The organism is Bradyrhizobium sp. SZCCHNR1017 (assembly GCF_032381375.1).
In the GTDB taxonomy this organism is placed as follows: Bacteria; Pseudomonadota; Alphaproteobacteria; order Rhizobiales; family Xanthobacteraceae; genus Bradyrhizobium.
In genome coordinates, this window is record NZ_JAUHIR010000001.1 from 1085869 (window position 1) to 1100146 (window position 14278).

Annotated in this window: 15 protein-coding genes and 1 pseudogene; 6 read left to right on the top strand and 10 right to left on the bottom strand. The window is 66.4% G+C overall.

What is annotated here, in order from left to right; translation table 11 throughout:
* Positions 1 to 4 precede the first annotated feature (4 nt).
* The 6 genes and pseudogenes from QW863_RS05060 to QW863_RS05085 all read right to left on the bottom strand — a co-directional run.
* On the bottom strand, positions 5 to 301 hold the full coding sequence (locus QW863_RS05060) for a hypothetical protein (protein ID WP_315711371.1): 297 nt from the start codon (positions 299 to 301) through the stop codon (positions 5 to 7).
* On the bottom strand, positions 292 to 1767 hold the full coding sequence (gatA, locus tag QW863_RS05065) for an Asp-tRNA(Asn)/Glu-tRNA(Gln) amidotransferase subunit GatA (protein WP_315711369.1): 1476 nt from the start codon (positions 1765 to 1767) through the stop codon (positions 292 to 294). Before gatA ends, QW863_RS05060 begins: the two co-directional genes overlap by 10 nt.
* A complete protein-coding gene (locus QW863_RS05070) occupies positions 1764 to 2000 on the bottom strand; it encodes a hypothetical protein (protein ID WP_315711368.1) in 237 nt (78 codons plus the stop codon). The genes gatA and QW863_RS05070 overlap by 4 nt, the downstream gene beginning before the upstream one ends.
* A 64-nt stretch (positions 2001 to 2064) precedes the next feature.
* Positions 2065 to 2352: an Asp-tRNA(Asn)/Glu-tRNA(Gln) amidotransferase subunit GatC gene (gatC, locus tag QW863_RS05075; RefSeq protein WP_315711367.1), complete on the bottom strand. Its 288-nt coding sequence runs from the start codon at positions 2350 to 2352 to the stop codon at positions 2065 to 2067.
* A 107-nt stretch (positions 2353 to 2459) separates the two neighbouring features.
* The gene (locus QW863_RS05080; protein ID WP_315711366.1) at positions 2460 to 3536 is read right to left on the bottom strand and encodes a nitronate monooxygenase; all 1077 of its coding nucleotides are present in this window, start codon (positions 3534 to 3536) and stop codon (positions 2460 to 2462) included.
* A gap of 9 nt (positions 3537 to 3545) precedes the next feature.
* Positions 3546 to 4541 (bottom strand): annotated as a pseudogene (locus tag QW863_RS05085) (NAD(P)H-dependent flavin oxidoreductase); the annotation flags it as partial.
* Positions 4542 to 4635: 94 nt separating this feature from the next.
* Between QW863_RS05085 and QW863_RS05090 the strand changes: the two are divergent.
* Together QW863_RS05090 and QW863_RS05095 are read left to right on the top strand one after the other, a co-directional pair.
* Positions 4636 to 5526, top strand: a complete 891-nt coding sequence (locus tag QW863_RS05090) for a LysR family transcriptional regulator (RefSeq protein ID WP_315711364.1) — start codon at positions 4636 to 4638, stop codon at positions 5524 to 5526.
* Between the two features lie 228 nt (positions 5527 to 5754).
* Complete coding sequence (locus QW863_RS05095; RefSeq protein ID WP_315711362.1) at positions 5755 to 6702, top strand: cyclase family protein; 948 nt, start codon at positions 5755 to 5757, stop codon at positions 6700 to 6702.
* Positions 6703 to 6876: 174 nt separating this feature from the next.
* Here the strand turns inward: QW863_RS05095 and QW863_RS05100 are convergent, their stop codons facing one another.
* Positions 6877 to 7476: a TetR/AcrR family transcriptional regulator gene (locus QW863_RS05100; RefSeq protein ID WP_315711361.1), complete on the bottom strand. Its 600-nt coding sequence runs from the start codon at positions 7474 to 7476 to the stop codon at positions 6877 to 6879.
* Between the two features lie 49 nt (positions 7477 to 7525).
* Here QW863_RS05100 and QW863_RS05105 point away from each other — a divergent pair, with 49 nt between their 5' ends.
* The 3 genes from QW863_RS05105 (at position 7526) to QW863_RS05115 (ending at position 9928) form a co-directional block, all read left to right on the top strand.
* A complete protein-coding gene (locus QW863_RS05105; protein WP_315711360.1) occupies positions 7526 to 8368 on the top strand; it encodes an oxidoreductase in 843 nt (280 codons plus the stop codon).
* Between the two features lie 147 nt (positions 8369 to 8515).
* Complete coding sequence (ruvX, locus tag QW863_RS05110; RefSeq protein ID WP_315711358.1) at positions 8516 to 9001, top strand: Holliday junction resolvase RuvX; 486 nt, start codon at positions 8516 to 8518, stop codon at positions 8999 to 9001.
* Between the two features lie 3 nt (positions 9002 to 9004).
* Positions 9005 to 9928 (top strand): AEC family transporter, encoded by a 924-nt coding sequence (locus QW863_RS05115; protein ID WP_315711357.1) that lies wholly within the window; start codon positions 9005 to 9007, stop codon positions 9926 to 9928.
* Positions 9929 to 9938: 10 nt separating this feature from the next.
* Here the strand turns inward: QW863_RS05115 and QW863_RS05120 are convergent, their stop codons facing one another.
* Genes QW863_RS05120 through QW863_RS05130 form a run of 3 tightly spaced genes read right to left on the bottom strand, consistent with a single transcriptional unit; the run spans position 9939 to position 13130 of the window.
* Entirely contained in the window at positions 9939 to 10763 is an 825-nt protein-coding gene (locus QW863_RS05120; protein ID WP_315711356.1) for a CPBP family intramembrane glutamic endopeptidase, read from the bottom strand.
* Complete coding sequence (locus QW863_RS05125) at positions 10760 to 12403, bottom strand: acyl-CoA dehydrogenase family protein (RefSeq protein ID WP_315711355.1); 1644 nt, start codon at positions 12401 to 12403, stop codon at positions 10760 to 10762. The genes QW863_RS05120 and QW863_RS05125 overlap by 4 nt, the downstream gene beginning before the upstream one ends.
* A gap of 22 nt (positions 12404 to 12425) precedes the next feature.
* Positions 12426 to 13130, bottom strand: coding sequence for a M15 family metallopeptidase (locus QW863_RS05130; protein ID WP_315711354.1), 705 nt, complete (start codon positions 13128 to 13130; stop codon positions 12426 to 12428).
* A 172-nt stretch (positions 13131 to 13302) separates the two neighbouring features.
* Between QW863_RS05130 and QW863_RS05135 the strand changes: the two genes are divergently transcribed.
* Complete coding sequence (locus tag QW863_RS05135) at positions 13303 to 14256, top strand: aspartate carbamoyltransferase catalytic subunit (RefSeq protein WP_231325127.1); 954 nt, start codon at positions 13303 to 13305, stop codon at positions 14254 to 14256.
* The last annotated feature ends 22 nt before the right edge of the window (positions 14257 to 14278 follow it).

Here is a 14278-nt window from a genome sequence, read left to right on the forward strand (position 1 = left end):
GCCCTCAACTCCCCATCAGCGCGGAGACGATCCGCTCAAATTCGATATCCAATGCATCCTTGGCGACGGGCCGCCCGGCCTGCCGATACCAGTAGGCGGCATTGCCGAGATCGCCTTCGACGCGATGCAGATGCGCGTGCGCCCAGGCCGCGTCGCGGCCGGTCTCGTCCTGGATGATCTTGTGCGCCCGGTCCCAGTCGCCCTTCGCCAGCCACCACAGGCCGGTGAGCACCGGCGTCAGGCCGGCCGCGGGCGCGTCGCCCGCGAGGCTCGTCTTGAACTCGGCGACGCTTACCACCACCGGACCGGCGTGAAGCGTCCCGCCGCCTGCTCGATGACCTCGCCGAGCGAGAACAGCGTCTCCTCGTCGAACGGACGGCCGATCAGTTGCAGCCCGAGCGGCAGCCCCTGACTGTCCTTGCCGGCGGGCACGGCGATGCCAGGCAGGCCGGCCATGTTCACCGTCACCGTGAAGATGTCGTTGAGATACATCTCGACCGGATCGGCGCCGCCCTTCTCGCCGATGCCGAACGCGGCCGACGGCGTCGCCGGCGTCAGGATCGCGTTCACGCCCCTCGCAAAGCAGTCCTCGAAATCCTTCTTGATGAGGGTGCGGACCTTCTGCGCCCGGATGTAATAGGCGTCGTAATAGCCGGCCGACAGCACATAGGTCCCGATCATGACGCGGCGCCGCACCTCAGGCCCGAAACCTTCGGCGCGGGTGTTCTCGTACAGCTCGCCGATCGACTTGCCGGGCACGCGCAGGCCGTAGCGGACGCCGTCGTAGCGGGCGAGGTTGGAGGACGCCTCCGCCGGCGCCACGATGTAATAGGCCGGCAGAGCGTATTTGGTGTGCGGCAGCGACACCTCGACGGTTTCTGCGCCGGCGGCTTCCAGCCACTTGCGACCCTCACTCCAGAGCTTCTCGATTTCGGCCGGCATGCCGTCGAGCCGATACTCCTTGGGAATGCCGATCTTCATGCCCTTCACGGACTTCCCGATCGCGGCCTCGTAGTCCGGCACGGGGATGTCGACCGAGGTCGTGTCCTTCGGGTCGTGGCCGGCCATCGAGCGCAGCAGGATCGCCGCATCGCGGGTCGAGCGCGCGATCGGCCCGGCCTGGTCGAGCGAGGAAGCGAAGGCGACGATGCCCCAGCGCGAGCAGCGGCCATAGGTCGGCTTGATGCCGACGGTCGCGGTGAACGCCGCCGGCTGGCGGATCGAGCCGCCGGTGTCGGTTGCGGTCGCGCCCATGCAGAGCAGCGCCGCCACCGCCGACGCCGAGCCGCCGGACGAGCCGCCCGGCACCAGCGTGGTGTTGGAGCCCTCGCGGCGCCAGGGGTTGCCGACCGGGCCGAAGTACGAGGTCTCGTTCGACGAGCCCATCGCGAACTCGTCATTGTTGAGCTTGCCGAGCATCACCGCGCCATCGCGCCAGAGCTGCGAGGTCACTGTCGACTCGTAGGTCGGCACGAAATTACCGAGGATCTTCGAGCAGGCCGTGGTGCGGACGTCCTTGGTCGCGAACAGGTCCTTGATCCCGAGCGGAATGCCGGCCAGCGGCCCACCCTCGCCTCTATTGATCTTGGCGTCGGCGTCGCGCGCCATCGCGCGCGCCTGGTCCGGCGTCTCCATCACGAAGGCATTGAGCGCCCGCGCCTCCTCGATCGCCTTGAGATGGGCGTCGGTGAGTTCCAGCGACGTGAAGGTCTTGCTCGCGAGACCCTTGCGGGCCTCGGCGAGCGTCAGGGACGTCAAATCGGTCATTTGTTGATCGGGCTGCAGAAGAAAGGGGAAAGCGTCTTGTCGTCGGCCGCGTCGTCCGCGAAGAACTTGTTCTTCGCAGGGGAGGCTTTCTTGGTATTGGCGGCCGCTTCGAGCTGGTCGAGGATCTCGTTGACGGTCTTGTCCGGATCGGCGGCCTTGCCCTGCCGCTCCATGGCGTCGAGATAGTCCATATAGGCCTTGTAGGCCGCTTCATCGTCGCAGAGCAGGCACATGGCGTTGGCTCGCTTGTCGGTTTGAAGGAGCGGATCACGCGCGATAAGCGCGGACCTGCCCTGGCTATTCCACGACCTTCGGCACGAGAAAGAAGTTGTTCTCGGTCATGGGCGCGTTCTTGACGATGTCGTCGGCGATCTCGCCGTCAGTGACGACGTCCTGGCGCTTCTTCATCGCCATCGGTGTCACCGAGGTCATCGGCTCGACGCCCTCGACATTGACCTCCGACAGTTGCTCGACGAAGTTAAGCATCGCATTGAGCTCGCCCTGCAGATGCGGGACCTCGGCGTCAGTGACAGCGATCCGCGCCAATTGCGCGATCCGGCGGACGGTGGCGGCATCGACCGACATTATATAGGGCCTCACGGGACAAGGTGAACCCGCCCTATAGCAGAGCCCGCTTTCGCGCCGCAACCGGCAGCCTCCGGACTTTCTGGGGCAGCGCCCTGCCCGCAGCGTCAGCCCGCCATCCGCCGCAAGCGCGCCTGGGCCTGTTCGGCCAGTGTCCGCGTCAATTCGGCGGCCGGTAGCGCGCGCCCGAGCGGCAGCGCCTGCCCGGCCCAGAGATTGGAGAAATCGACCCTTCCCTGCTTCTCCGCGGCGGCCTTGAGCGGACCGAGCGCGGTGGCGGCATGCGGAAACGCCGGCGCATCCGGCGAGATCGGCCCGACCTCGCGCATCAGCCGGTTGGCGACGCCGCGGGCGAGCCGGCCGGTCATCACGTTGGTGATGACGGTGGATTCGTCATCGGCGGCGGCAAGCGCGGCGCGGGCCATCGCGCTGACCTTGGACTCGGGGCAGCGCAGAAACGCGCTGCCGATCTGCACGCCGCTGGCGCCGAGCGCGAACGCCGCGGCGATGCCGCGCGCATCGGCGATGCCGCCGGCGGCGATGACAGGCAGCTTCACCGCATCCACGATCTGCGGCACCAGCGCGAACGTACCGACCTGCTCGGCAAGCTTGTCGGTCAGGAACATGCCGCGATGGCCGCCGGCCTCCGCGCCTTGCGCGATGATGACGTCGGCGCCGTTCCGCTCCAGCCACACCGCCTCGCGCACCACGGTTGCGGACGCCATCACGACCGCGCCGGTCGCCTTCACGCGCGCGAGCAGGCCCGGCTCAGGCAGGCCAAAATGGAAGCTGATGATGTCCGGCTTGAGCTCCTCGACGACCGCGCACATCGCCGCGTCGAACGGCGCGCGGTTGGCCGCCGCAACCGGAGCCGCCGGATCCACGCCATACTCCTGGTAATACACGCCGAGCCTCTGCTTCCATCCGGCCTCACGTGCCGCATCGGCCTCGACCGGCGTGTGGCAGAAGAAGTTCACGTTGATCGGCGCCGACACGCGCTGGCGAATGATGTTGACCTGCTCGCGCGCCTTGTCCGCGCTCAGCATGGCGCAGGGCAGCGAGCCGAGCCCCCCGCCTTGCGCCACCGCGATGACGAGATCGGCATCCATCACGCCGGCCATCGGCGCGAGCACGATCGGGTGCTCGGTCTTGACGAGATCCAGGAAGCGGCGGTCGGGCCACATGGGCTGCTCCTATTGCTTGGCGAAGACGGCGGACGAGTTGCGCCGCCCTTGCAGGATCTGCTCGGCCTCATCGACGATGCGCGCGACGATCTCGGCGGCCGGCGGGATATCATGGATCAGGCCGACGGCCTCGCCGGCAATGACGGCGGCGATGTCGAAATTGCCTTCGGTCCGTGCCTTCACATAGTCCGCCGACACGTTCTCGACCTGCTGCAGCAGCTCCACCTCGCGCCGCTTCCAGCGGCGCGCATGGTCGTTGACCAGGCAGCGTCCGGTAAACGGCGCCGGCCAGACATTGTTGCGGGACAGGTCGAAGATGATGCCGCGCACGGTATCGCCGGCTTTCGCCGCGCAGATGCGCCGCTTGGCCTCGTCGGCACCGTTCGCCTCACGGCTGGCATAGAAGCGCGTGCCGAGCAGCACGCCATCCGCCCCCAGCATCAGCATCGCAGCAAGGCCGCGGCCATCGGCAAGGCCGCCGGCCGCCGCCACCGGCACTCGCCCCGCGGCGAGGTCGACGATCGCCGGCACGATATCGAGCGTGGTCCGCGACGCGCCATGGCCGCCCGCCTCGGTTCCTTGTGCAACCAGGATGTCGGCACCCGCCGCGATCGCCTGCTCTGCCATCGCCTCGTCCTGTACCTGGCAGATCAGCAACGCACCGGCCCGCTTGATTGCCGGCGCGAACCGCGCGGGATCGCCGAATGACAGCATGATCGCCGCGGGCCTCGCGGCGAGCGCCACGTCGAGCAGATCGGGCTGCTTCGCCAGCGACCAGGTGATGAAGCCGATGCCGAACGGCGCATGCAGGCCTTCAAGCCGTGCGGTCTCTTGCGCGAGCCAGGTTCGGTTGCCATAGCCGCCACCGAGAATACCGAATCCCCCGGCGTCGCTGACCGCGCGCACGAGGCGCGCATCGGCAATCAGATCCATCGGCGCCAGCAGGATCGGCTGGCTGATGCCGAGCTTCTCCGTCAACGCCGTCCGCAGTGCCATGAAAGTCTCCTCAACTCTGGACGGCGACTTTAGGCGCGGCTAGCATTCTCTCAAAATGAATACTTGAGAACTCTGCCATCGCAGATTCAAAACGGAGATCGGCGTGGAACTGAGCGACCTCGAAACCTTTGCAGCCGTGGCGCGCAGCGGCGGCATCACCCGCGCTGCTGAGGCCCTCAACACGGTGCAGTCCAACGTGACCCAGCGGATCAAGGCGCTGGAAGGCGAGATCGGCACCGCACTGTTCGAGCGGCACAGCCGCGGCATGACCCTGACCCATGCCGGGCTGCGACTTCTGCCTTACGCCGACCGGATGGCGGCGCTGTCGCGCGAAGCGCTGCTCGCCGCGCGCGATGACGGCGAGCCGAGAGGACCGCTGACGATTGGCTCGATGGAGACGACCGCCGCCGTGCGCCTGCCGACGCTGCTCGCGGATTTTCATCGGCGCTTCCCGGCTGTCGCCCTCGGTCTGCGCACGGCGCCAACCGCCGAGCTCGTGGCCGCCGTGCTCGACGGGACGCTCGAGGGCGCCTTCGTGGCCGGCCCGATCGAACATCCCGAGCTCTCGGGCATCATCGCCTTCGAGGAAGAGCTAGTGCTGGTGACGGCCCGGCGCTTTGAAAGCCTGTCAGCCTTGCGTGCGGCCACGGCTGCCTCGGGCCCGACGGCGCTGGTGTTCAGGGCCGGTTGCACCTACCGGCAGCGGCTGGAGCAGGTCTTCAACGATTTCGGCTGGCCTGCGGCCGCGCGCATCGAGCTCGGTACGCTCGACGGCATGATCGGCTGCGTCGCCGCTGGCATGGGCGTCGCGCTGCTGCCACGCGCTGTGGTGACGCGAAACGAGATGATCGGCAGCGTCAGCCTGCACACGCTCGACCCAAGTCATGCACGCGTCGAAACCCTGTTCGTCCGCCGCCGCGCGGCGCATCGCAGCAGCGGCCTCTCGGCCTTCATGGCCGGACTCGCCGGCCGGGACCACGACATCGCGGCCTGACGCGATTCATTCAAAGATTGTGCTGAGCATCGCCAGCGAACGGCGCATTCCATTGCGCGAAATGACGTTTTCGCGCAGGGAAAAACGGCCATTTCGACCGATGCGACTTTCGGGCGCTGTGCAGCGCACGCGCGCGAAATAGCTTTGTCTGGCCATCCTTTACTACGTTAGGATGCAGCGCTGGCCAGCGCGAAACAGAACAAACGTCAACATGTCGGAGGAAATGCGATGCGCAACGCGTTCGTGTTGTGCTGCTCGATTGCCATGATGGGTGCGATCGGGACGGCGAATGCCCAGGACAAGACCCCGGATTGGACGAAATCGAAATGGGGCCCACAGGACGAGATCGGCGCGGCCAACTACATCACGCCGGAGCTCGTGGTCAAAGCCGCCTCGCTGGTGAAGACCGGCAAGACCTACCCGCTCGGCATGATCGTCGATTCCAAGACGCCGGCCTATCCGCCGCGTTCGTTCAAGATCACCGTGGTGCAGCCGGGCCAGGCCGGCATTCCCGGGCTCGGCCCCAACAAGGCGACTTACAACGATGACATCGTCGAAGGCTGGGTCGGCGTCGGCAGCCAGATCGACGGGCTCGGCCATCTCGGTATCGAGCACGTCTATTACAACGGCAACAAGCTGCTCGACTTCGCCGATCCGACCGGCCTGAAGAAGCTCGGCATCGAGAAGGTGCCGCCCTTGGTGGCGCGCGGCGTGCTGCTCGACATGGCGGCCTATTACAACACCGACGTGGTCAAGGAAGGCACCGCGTTCAACGTCAAGGAGATCGAGGAAGCTGCCAAGAAGCAGGGCGTCGAGATCCGCCAGGGCGACATCGTGATCTTCCACACCGGCTGGCTTGGTTTGATCGGCAAGGACGATAAGCGTTACGGCGCCGGCGAGCCCGGTCTCGGCGTCGAGGGTGCCAAATACCTGACCTCGAAGGGCGTGGTCGCGGTCGGGGCCGACAACTGGGCGGTGGAGGCGATCCCGTTCGAGTCGCCGAACCTGTTCGAGGTGCACCAGATCCTGCTCGCCATGAACGGGACCTACATCCTGGAGAACATGAACACGGCCGACCTCGCCAAGGACAAGGGCTACGAGTTCCTGTTCGTGCTGGGTCAGCCGCGCTGGCGCGGCGGCGTCCAGGGCATGATCAACCCGATCGCGATCCGTTAAGCTCCGCCGATCTCCTCGTGAGGGCATCCCGGGAGCGCCGCATCCTCACGAGGAGTCTGGAATCGTCCTGCGAAAGCAAGCCTTGGACAAGGAGTCCGCCACAGGCGCGCCTGGAGCCGGCCGACACAGACCTGGGATCGGTCGGTCAGTCGATCAAGCCGCCCCTATCGGACGTTAATGGAGGTAGGCGAGCAACAAGGCACTCGCCATGTCTCGCGCACGCGGGGCGAGCGCCGCGTCCGACAATTCGCCCGCAGTCCAGAAGGACAACACGCCGCGGAAACTGAAGGCGAGTTGCTCTGGAAGGCAGCGCAGCGCTTGTTCTCGCCGGCTGGCCGTCAGTCCCTCTCCCTTTCCCAAGGCCAGTGCCCAGAAGGCAGTGGATCGGGAAAGCGTCTGACCGGGCGAAGCCTGGGCGGCACCCAGCCATCCCATCACGGTCCGGTTCACGTCTGGATTCTCCAACATCACTGCCACCGCCGTATCAATAGCCAATAGCACGCGTGTCTTCGCATCTCTCGATGGTGGCGCGGCGGTGTACCGCGTCTCCATGGTGTCGATCCGACGTATGGAGAGAGCCTGCATGATCGCAGCCTTGTTGCCAAACTGATTGAATGGCGTCGCGAAGCTGACCCCCGCCTCAGCGGCAAGGTCTCGCATCGAGAAATCGGCCCTGCCCTGACGGAGAAGCCGCTCTGCCGCATCGAGGACGTGCCGACGAAGCGGCTCGCCTCTCATGCCAATGGATGAATGTTCGGTCTTGCGAGGTGCCATGCAATATCTATATCATGATATAGAAAACCTTGTCATGCGGAGTTGTACGATGGCGGCTGCCGAATCGAAGATTTTCCTCGTCACTGGCGTCAGTTCGGGCTTGGGCCGAGCGTTCGCAAAGGGCGCGCTGGCCGCCGGCCATCGGGTGATCGGGACCGTGCGAAGGGTCGGGGATGCCGAGGCTTTTGCCGCGCTTGCAGCGGGCAAGGCTCATCCTCTCGTGATCGATGTTACCGATTTCGATGCAATCCCGGCTGCTGTGGCAGAGGCCGAGAAGCAGATTGGCGCGATCGACGTCCTGGTGAACAATGCCGGCTACGGTCACGAGGGCACGCTGGAGGAGTCCTCGCTCGACGATCTGCAGCGGCAGTTCGCCGCCAACGTGTTCGGCCCTGTCGCGATGATGAAGGCCGTGTTGCCGGGGATGCGCGCGAGGCGGCGCGGCCATATCGTCAATGTGACATCCATGGGCGGCTTCATCACCATGCCCGGGATCAGCTTCTATTGCGGCAGCAAGTTCGCGCTGGAGGGCATCTCGGAGTCGCTCGGCAAGGAAGTGGCCCCCTTCGGCATCCGCGTCATTGCGCTTGCGCCCGGTCAGTTTCGTACCGATTGGGCGGGACGGTCCATGGATCGCACGCCGCGCAGCATTTCCGACTACGACGCCGTCATGGATCCGATTCGCGCCGCCCGATTGGCCAAGAGCGGAAACCAACCCGGCGATCCCGCGAAGGCCGCACAGGCATTGCTTGCCCTCGTGGAAGCCGAAAAACCGCCTGTGCGGCTGTTCCTCGGTGAGGACGCGCTGGCCCTGGTCGAGCAGAAGATCGAGGGCATGAAAGCCGAAGTGAGTGCCTGGAACAAGCTCTCGCGCTCCACCAGCTTCGCTTGATGATCCAAAGCCGGCGCATCCGGGAAAGACTGCAACGCTCGACATCTGGGCCGGTCGACTCGCGTGCGCGAGCTTCATCGGGGCGGCGAAGCGATGCACGTCCTCACCTGCTGGCCCGCCACGCACCTGCGTGTTAAGCGCATTGCCATGCCCGCCCCCATCCTCCCCCTCATCGAAGCCGCCGGCCGCTGGCCCGAGCGCGGCGCGCTCGTCGGCCTCGATCTCGGTACCAAGACCATCGGCGTCGCCGTGTCCGATCCGGACCGGCGGCTCGCCACCGGCGTCGAGACGATCCAGCGCAAGGCCTTCAAGGCCGACGCGGCGCGACTGCTGGCGATTTGCACCGAGCGCAAGGTGGTCGGCTTGGTGCTGGGCCTGCCGATCAACATGGACGGCAGCGAGGGGCCGCGGGCGCAATCGACCCGGGCGTTCGCGCGCAATCTCGCCGGCCTCACCGACCTGCCGATCGGCCTGTGGGACGAGCGGCTGTCGACGGCGGCGGTCGAGCGCGAGCTGATCGGCATGGATGTCAGCCGCGCCAGGCGCGCCGAGGTGATCGACACGCATGCGGCGATCTTCATCCTGCAGGGCGCGCTCGACCGGCTTGCGACCTTGCGCCAGTCCGGTCGCTAGCCCATGAGCCCCGTCGCCGCGGCGCTCGCGCCGGTATTCCTGCTGATCGTGGTCGGCTTCGGCCTGCGGCGCAGCCTGATCCGGCTGGATACGCAATGGCACGGGCTCGAGCGGCTGACTTATTATGTGCTGTTTCCGGCGCTGCTGATGCAGAGCCTGGTGAAGGCCGATCTCGGCAAGGTGCCGGTCGCCGGCATCGGCGGCGCCTTGTTCCTGGCGATGCTGGCGATGTCGGCGCTGTGCCTCGCGCTGCGGCCGCTGCTCACCCGCTCCGGCATCGATGGTCCGGCCTTCACCTCGATCTTCCAAGGGGCAACCCGCTGGCAGACCTACGTCGCGCTCAGCGTCGCCGGCAGCCTGTTCGGCGCGTCCGGGCTTGCGGCGGCGTCGGTGGCGATGATCGCGATCATCCCAATGGTCAACGTGTTCAGCGTCGCCGTGCTCGCCCACTACGCCTCGCCGACCCGCCGCTCGATGCGTGAGATCCTTGCCACCATCGTGCGCAATCCACTGATCTGGGCCTGCATCGCCGGGCTGGCACTGAACGTGGCGCATATGCCGCTGCCAAAGCTCTGGCACGATGCCGCCGATGCGCTCGGACAGGCCTCGCTGCCGATCGGCCTGCTGGTGACCGGCGCCGGCCTGCACTTCGAAGGCTTGCGCCGCGCTGGCCCGGCCGCTGCCCTCGGCGTCGTGCTCAAGCTGGTCTTGATGCCCCTCCTCGCGATCGGGCTCGCCGGATGGTTCGGCGTCACCGGCCCGAGCCTCGTGGTCGTCGCGATCTGCGCCGCGGTGCCGACCTCGCCGAGCGCCTATGTGCTTGCCAAGCAGATGGGCGGCGACGCGCCGCTGCTGGCGCAGATCATCTCGCTGCAAACGGTGCTGGCGGCGCTGACCATGCCGCTCGCGATCGCCTGGGCGAGCTGAACGCGTCCGTTCAGGAAGAACCGCTGGCCAGCCACATGGTCTGCACCGTGGCGGCGAGGTTGTTGAGGCCGTGAAGCACCATGGTCAGATAGGTGGAGTGGGTTCGAGAGCGCAGATAGCCGAACCACACGCCGAGGGAAAACACGTTGAGGAGGGCGAACCAGTCGTACTGGAGATGCAGGACGGTCCACAGCAAGGACGATAGCACGATGGCGCCGGGCACGCGCAGGAAGGAGTCCGACCAGCCGCGGTAGAGAAAGCCACGCGCCATCAGCTCTTCCGACACCGGTGCGGCGACGCAGAAGGCGATGACCATCAGCCAGACCACGCCGTCGCCTCTGGCGGTCTTCATGATGTCCACCATGAAGCTCGCCGACTTCTCTTCGCGTCCCGTCAGCTGCGCCGCCAGCTCCCAGCAGCCCAGGATCACGACCATCCCGACAACGCCAAAGGCGAAATTCTTCCAGCCGGTCCAGCGCAGGCCCAGATAGTCGACGAACGACATGCGGGTGTGGCGGACGGCAAAATAGATCGGGATCAAAATGGCCGGAACGCCCATGATCGCCGACAGCGAGACCGTGAGCGACCGGCTCGCAATCTGGATCATGGCCAACTGAAACGCGGCCATGCTGTCGATTGGACCCTCATGGCGCAGCAGGAAATAGACGATCGGAGTCAGCTGGCCGATGAAGAACACGACGATGATGAGGAGGCCCCACAGCAAGGTGCGCCAGAAGCCGAGCGTGCGCGGCTGATGCTGCGCCGGAGCGACCTGCTGCGGCGGGTTGCCCGGATCGAGCGAATCCATCACGGCGGCTTCGGGAGTGTCGGTCAAGGCAGCGCGCGCTCCAGCAAGCTACGGATGTCTGAGCGATCGAGATCGACCGCGCCATACATGCTCGGGTGAACATTGGCGAGCCGCGTGGCGGCGAACAGCTCCGCATGAGCGGGCATAACGAGGTTGAGCGCGGCGGCGGCTGCGAGCAGCGCCAACTTCTCGACTGCGAGGCGCGCGACGCGCTCGGAATCCGGCCGGCGGAAGCTGGTCTCGATGAAAGCGAGCGACTCCGCCGCGCCGGCCAACCCGCTGGTCTCTGCTTTCAGATGCATCAGGACGTGCGCGGCCGCCTCCGCCTCGCGCGCCAGCGCCCGCAGCACGTCGAGGCACATGACGTTGCCCGAGCCTTCCCAGATCGCATTGACCGGCGACTCCCGGAAGTGGCGCGCGAGGATGCCGTCCTCGACATAGCCGTTGCCGCCCAGGCATTCCATCGCCTCATACAGGAACGGCGGCGCGCTCTTGCAGACCCAGTATTTGATCGCCGGTGTCAGCAGCCGCACGTAGTTCGCCTCCCGCGGCGACAGAGGCGCGCGATCGAACGCCTGACACAGCCGCATCACCAGCGCCACCGTCGCCTCGACTTGGAGAGCCATGTCGGCGAGCACCGCCTGCATCAGCGGCTGGTCGGCGAGATGCTTCTGGAACACGCTGCGATGGCGCGCATGATGCAGCGCGTGCGCGAGCCCCGAGCGCATCAGGCCGGCAGACGAGATCGCGCAATCCTGCCGCGTCAGTTGCACCATCTGGATGATGGTGCTGATGCCCCTGCCCTCGTCACCGACCCGCTCGGCATAGGCGCCGACGAACTCCACCTCCGACGAGGCATTGGAGCGGTTGCCGAGCTTGTCCTTCAAGCGCTGGAACTGGATCGCGTTCACCGAGCCATCCGGCTTGAAGCGCGGCATGAAGAAGCAGGTCAGGCCGGCATCGGCCTGCGCCAGCACCAGGAAGGCGTCGCACATCGGCGCCGACATGAACCATTTGTGCCCCGTGATGCGATAGCCATCGGTCGTGCGCTCCGCGCGCGTCAGGTTGGCGCGCACGTCGGTCCCGCCCTGCTTCTCGGTCATGCCCATGCCGAGCGTCATGCCGCGCTTCTGCCACCACGGCGCAAACGCCGGATCGTAGTCATCGGTCGCGATGACCGGCATCGCTCTTGCCAGCAGATCAGGCTGGGCGGCCAGCGCCGCCACCGAGGCTCGCGTCATGGTGATCGGGCAGAGATGGCCGCTCTCGACCTGCGAGGCGATATAGAACTTCGCGGCGCGCACCACCTCCGAGCAGCCGCCGACGGGCTGGCCTTCTGCCGTCCATGTCGAATTGTGCAGGCCGGCTGCGGCCGAGCGCGTCATCATCGCATGGTAGGCCGGATGAAATTCGACGACGTCTCGCCGAAAGCCCTTGGCGTCGAAGCTGCGCAGCTTCGGCGTGTTCTCGTTGGCGAGCCGGCCCTGCTCGGCCATCGCAGCCGAGCCCCATAGCTTGCCGAAAGCTGTCAGCTCCTGCTCGGCCCCGGCACCATCATTGGCCTTCAAGGCATCCATCAAGGGCCGGTCGGCCGTGAACAGGTTGACGTCCTCGAACGGCGGCGACTGGTTGAAGACCTCATGGGTCGCGAAGGAAGACTGCGTCATGGCCGTGCCCTACAGAGATCGATCATCGGCGCGGCCGAATGGGAAAAACATAAGTCGTCGCGCCAGCGCCCGGCAGCGAAAAGTGCCACCACTCCTTGGCATAGTTCACAAAACCTTGCCGCGCCATCACCGCGACCAGTTCGTTGCGCCAGCGGCGCTGCTCCGGTGTCAGGTTCTGCGCGGCGGTATGAGCCTTCACGTCGGAACAATCGTAGCCGGTTCCCATGTCGACGCTGCCCTCGGGCGCGCGTAGCGCTGCGGGCGCGGTGCAGTCCGCGTAGTCCTTGGCCGGGTCGAACGCCGCGGAATTGTCGGCCGCGAGCTCGACCAGCGTGAGATCGAGCGCCGCACCGGTCGAATGGCCCGAACGCACGGCGATATAGCCGAGACGGAACAGGTCCTGCTTGGCAATGCGCGGAGTGTAGCGGCGGCCGGCCGCGGTCTCGACGCCGTCCTGCGACCAGGCCAGCATCTCTGCGACCGCACGCACCGGCCGGTAGCAGTCGAGCATCTTCAGCGACAGGCCGCGCGGCCGCAGCTCGGCCTGAGCCGCCTGCAGCCGCCGCGCCACGTCACGCGTCACGACGCATTCGGCCGCCTCGTAGCCCGGCAAGGGTCGGCCGACGAAATTGTTGCTGCCGGCATAACGGATGTCCTGGAGGATCGTCGGGTCGATGTCGCGGAGATAGACGAAATCGAACGGCAACGCGGCCGCACCGGCCGGCACGATCGCCGCCAGCAGGATCAGGGCATATCGGAGCGGACCTCTTCCTGCGATGGCCCGCCAGTCCCCGGTTTGGAGCCCCCCGAGAGGCTCGGAAGACGGAACGGGGGAAAACTCGGAACCCCGGCTTTCGGCCTTGCCCCCCATGGAAACCGCGCCTATAGCTCTGGCTTTAATGGCAACCTCTCCGAAATCGACTTTCGTCCTCGGGCACCGGCATTTGCTGGGAATCGAGGGCCTTTCCGCCCACGACATCACCGGCCTCCTCGATCTGTCCGAGGAGTATGTCGAACTGAATCGTCAGGTCGACAAGAAGCGCACCGTGCTGCGCGGCCGCACCCAGGTCAACCTGTTCTTCGAGGCCTCGACGCGGACCCAGTCGTCGTTCGAGATCGCTGGCAAGCGGCTCGGCGCCGACGTCATGAACATGTCGGTGTCGTCCTCGTCCATGCGCAAGGGCGAGACCCTGATGGACACCGCGGTCACCCTGAACGCGATGCATCCGGACATCCTGGTCGTCCGTCACCACGCCTCCGGCGCGGTGGAGCTCTTGGCTCGCAAGGTCGACGGCTCCGTGATCAATGCCGGTGACGGCGCGCATGAGCATCCGACCCAGGCGCTGCTCGATGCGCTCACCATCCGCCGCAACAAGGGCCGCATCGAGGGGCTGGTGATCGCGATCTGCGGCGACGTGCTGCATTCGCGCGTCGCGCGCTCCAACATCCTGCTGCTGAATACGATGGGCGCCCGCGTCCGCGTCGTCGCGCCCTCCACTTTGCTGCCGCCGGGCATCGAGCGGATGGGCGTCGAGGTCGCGCGCGACATGCGCGAAGGGCTCAACGGCGCCGACATCGTCATGATGCTGCGACTGCAGCGCGAGCGCATGAACGGCTCGTTCGTGCCGTCCTCATCGGAATATTTCCAGTATTTCGGGCTCGACCAGAAGAAGCTCGCCTACGCCAAGCCGGACGCGCTGGTCATGCATCCGGGACCGATGAACCGCGGCGTCGAGATCGAGTCCATCGTCGCCGACGGCGCGCAATCGCTGATCCGGGAGCAGGTCGAAATGGGCGTGGCCGTGCGCATGGCCGTGCTCGAGGCTCTGGCCCGCAACCTGCCCAACGCGTGATACAGAAGTCGGGACCAAACGC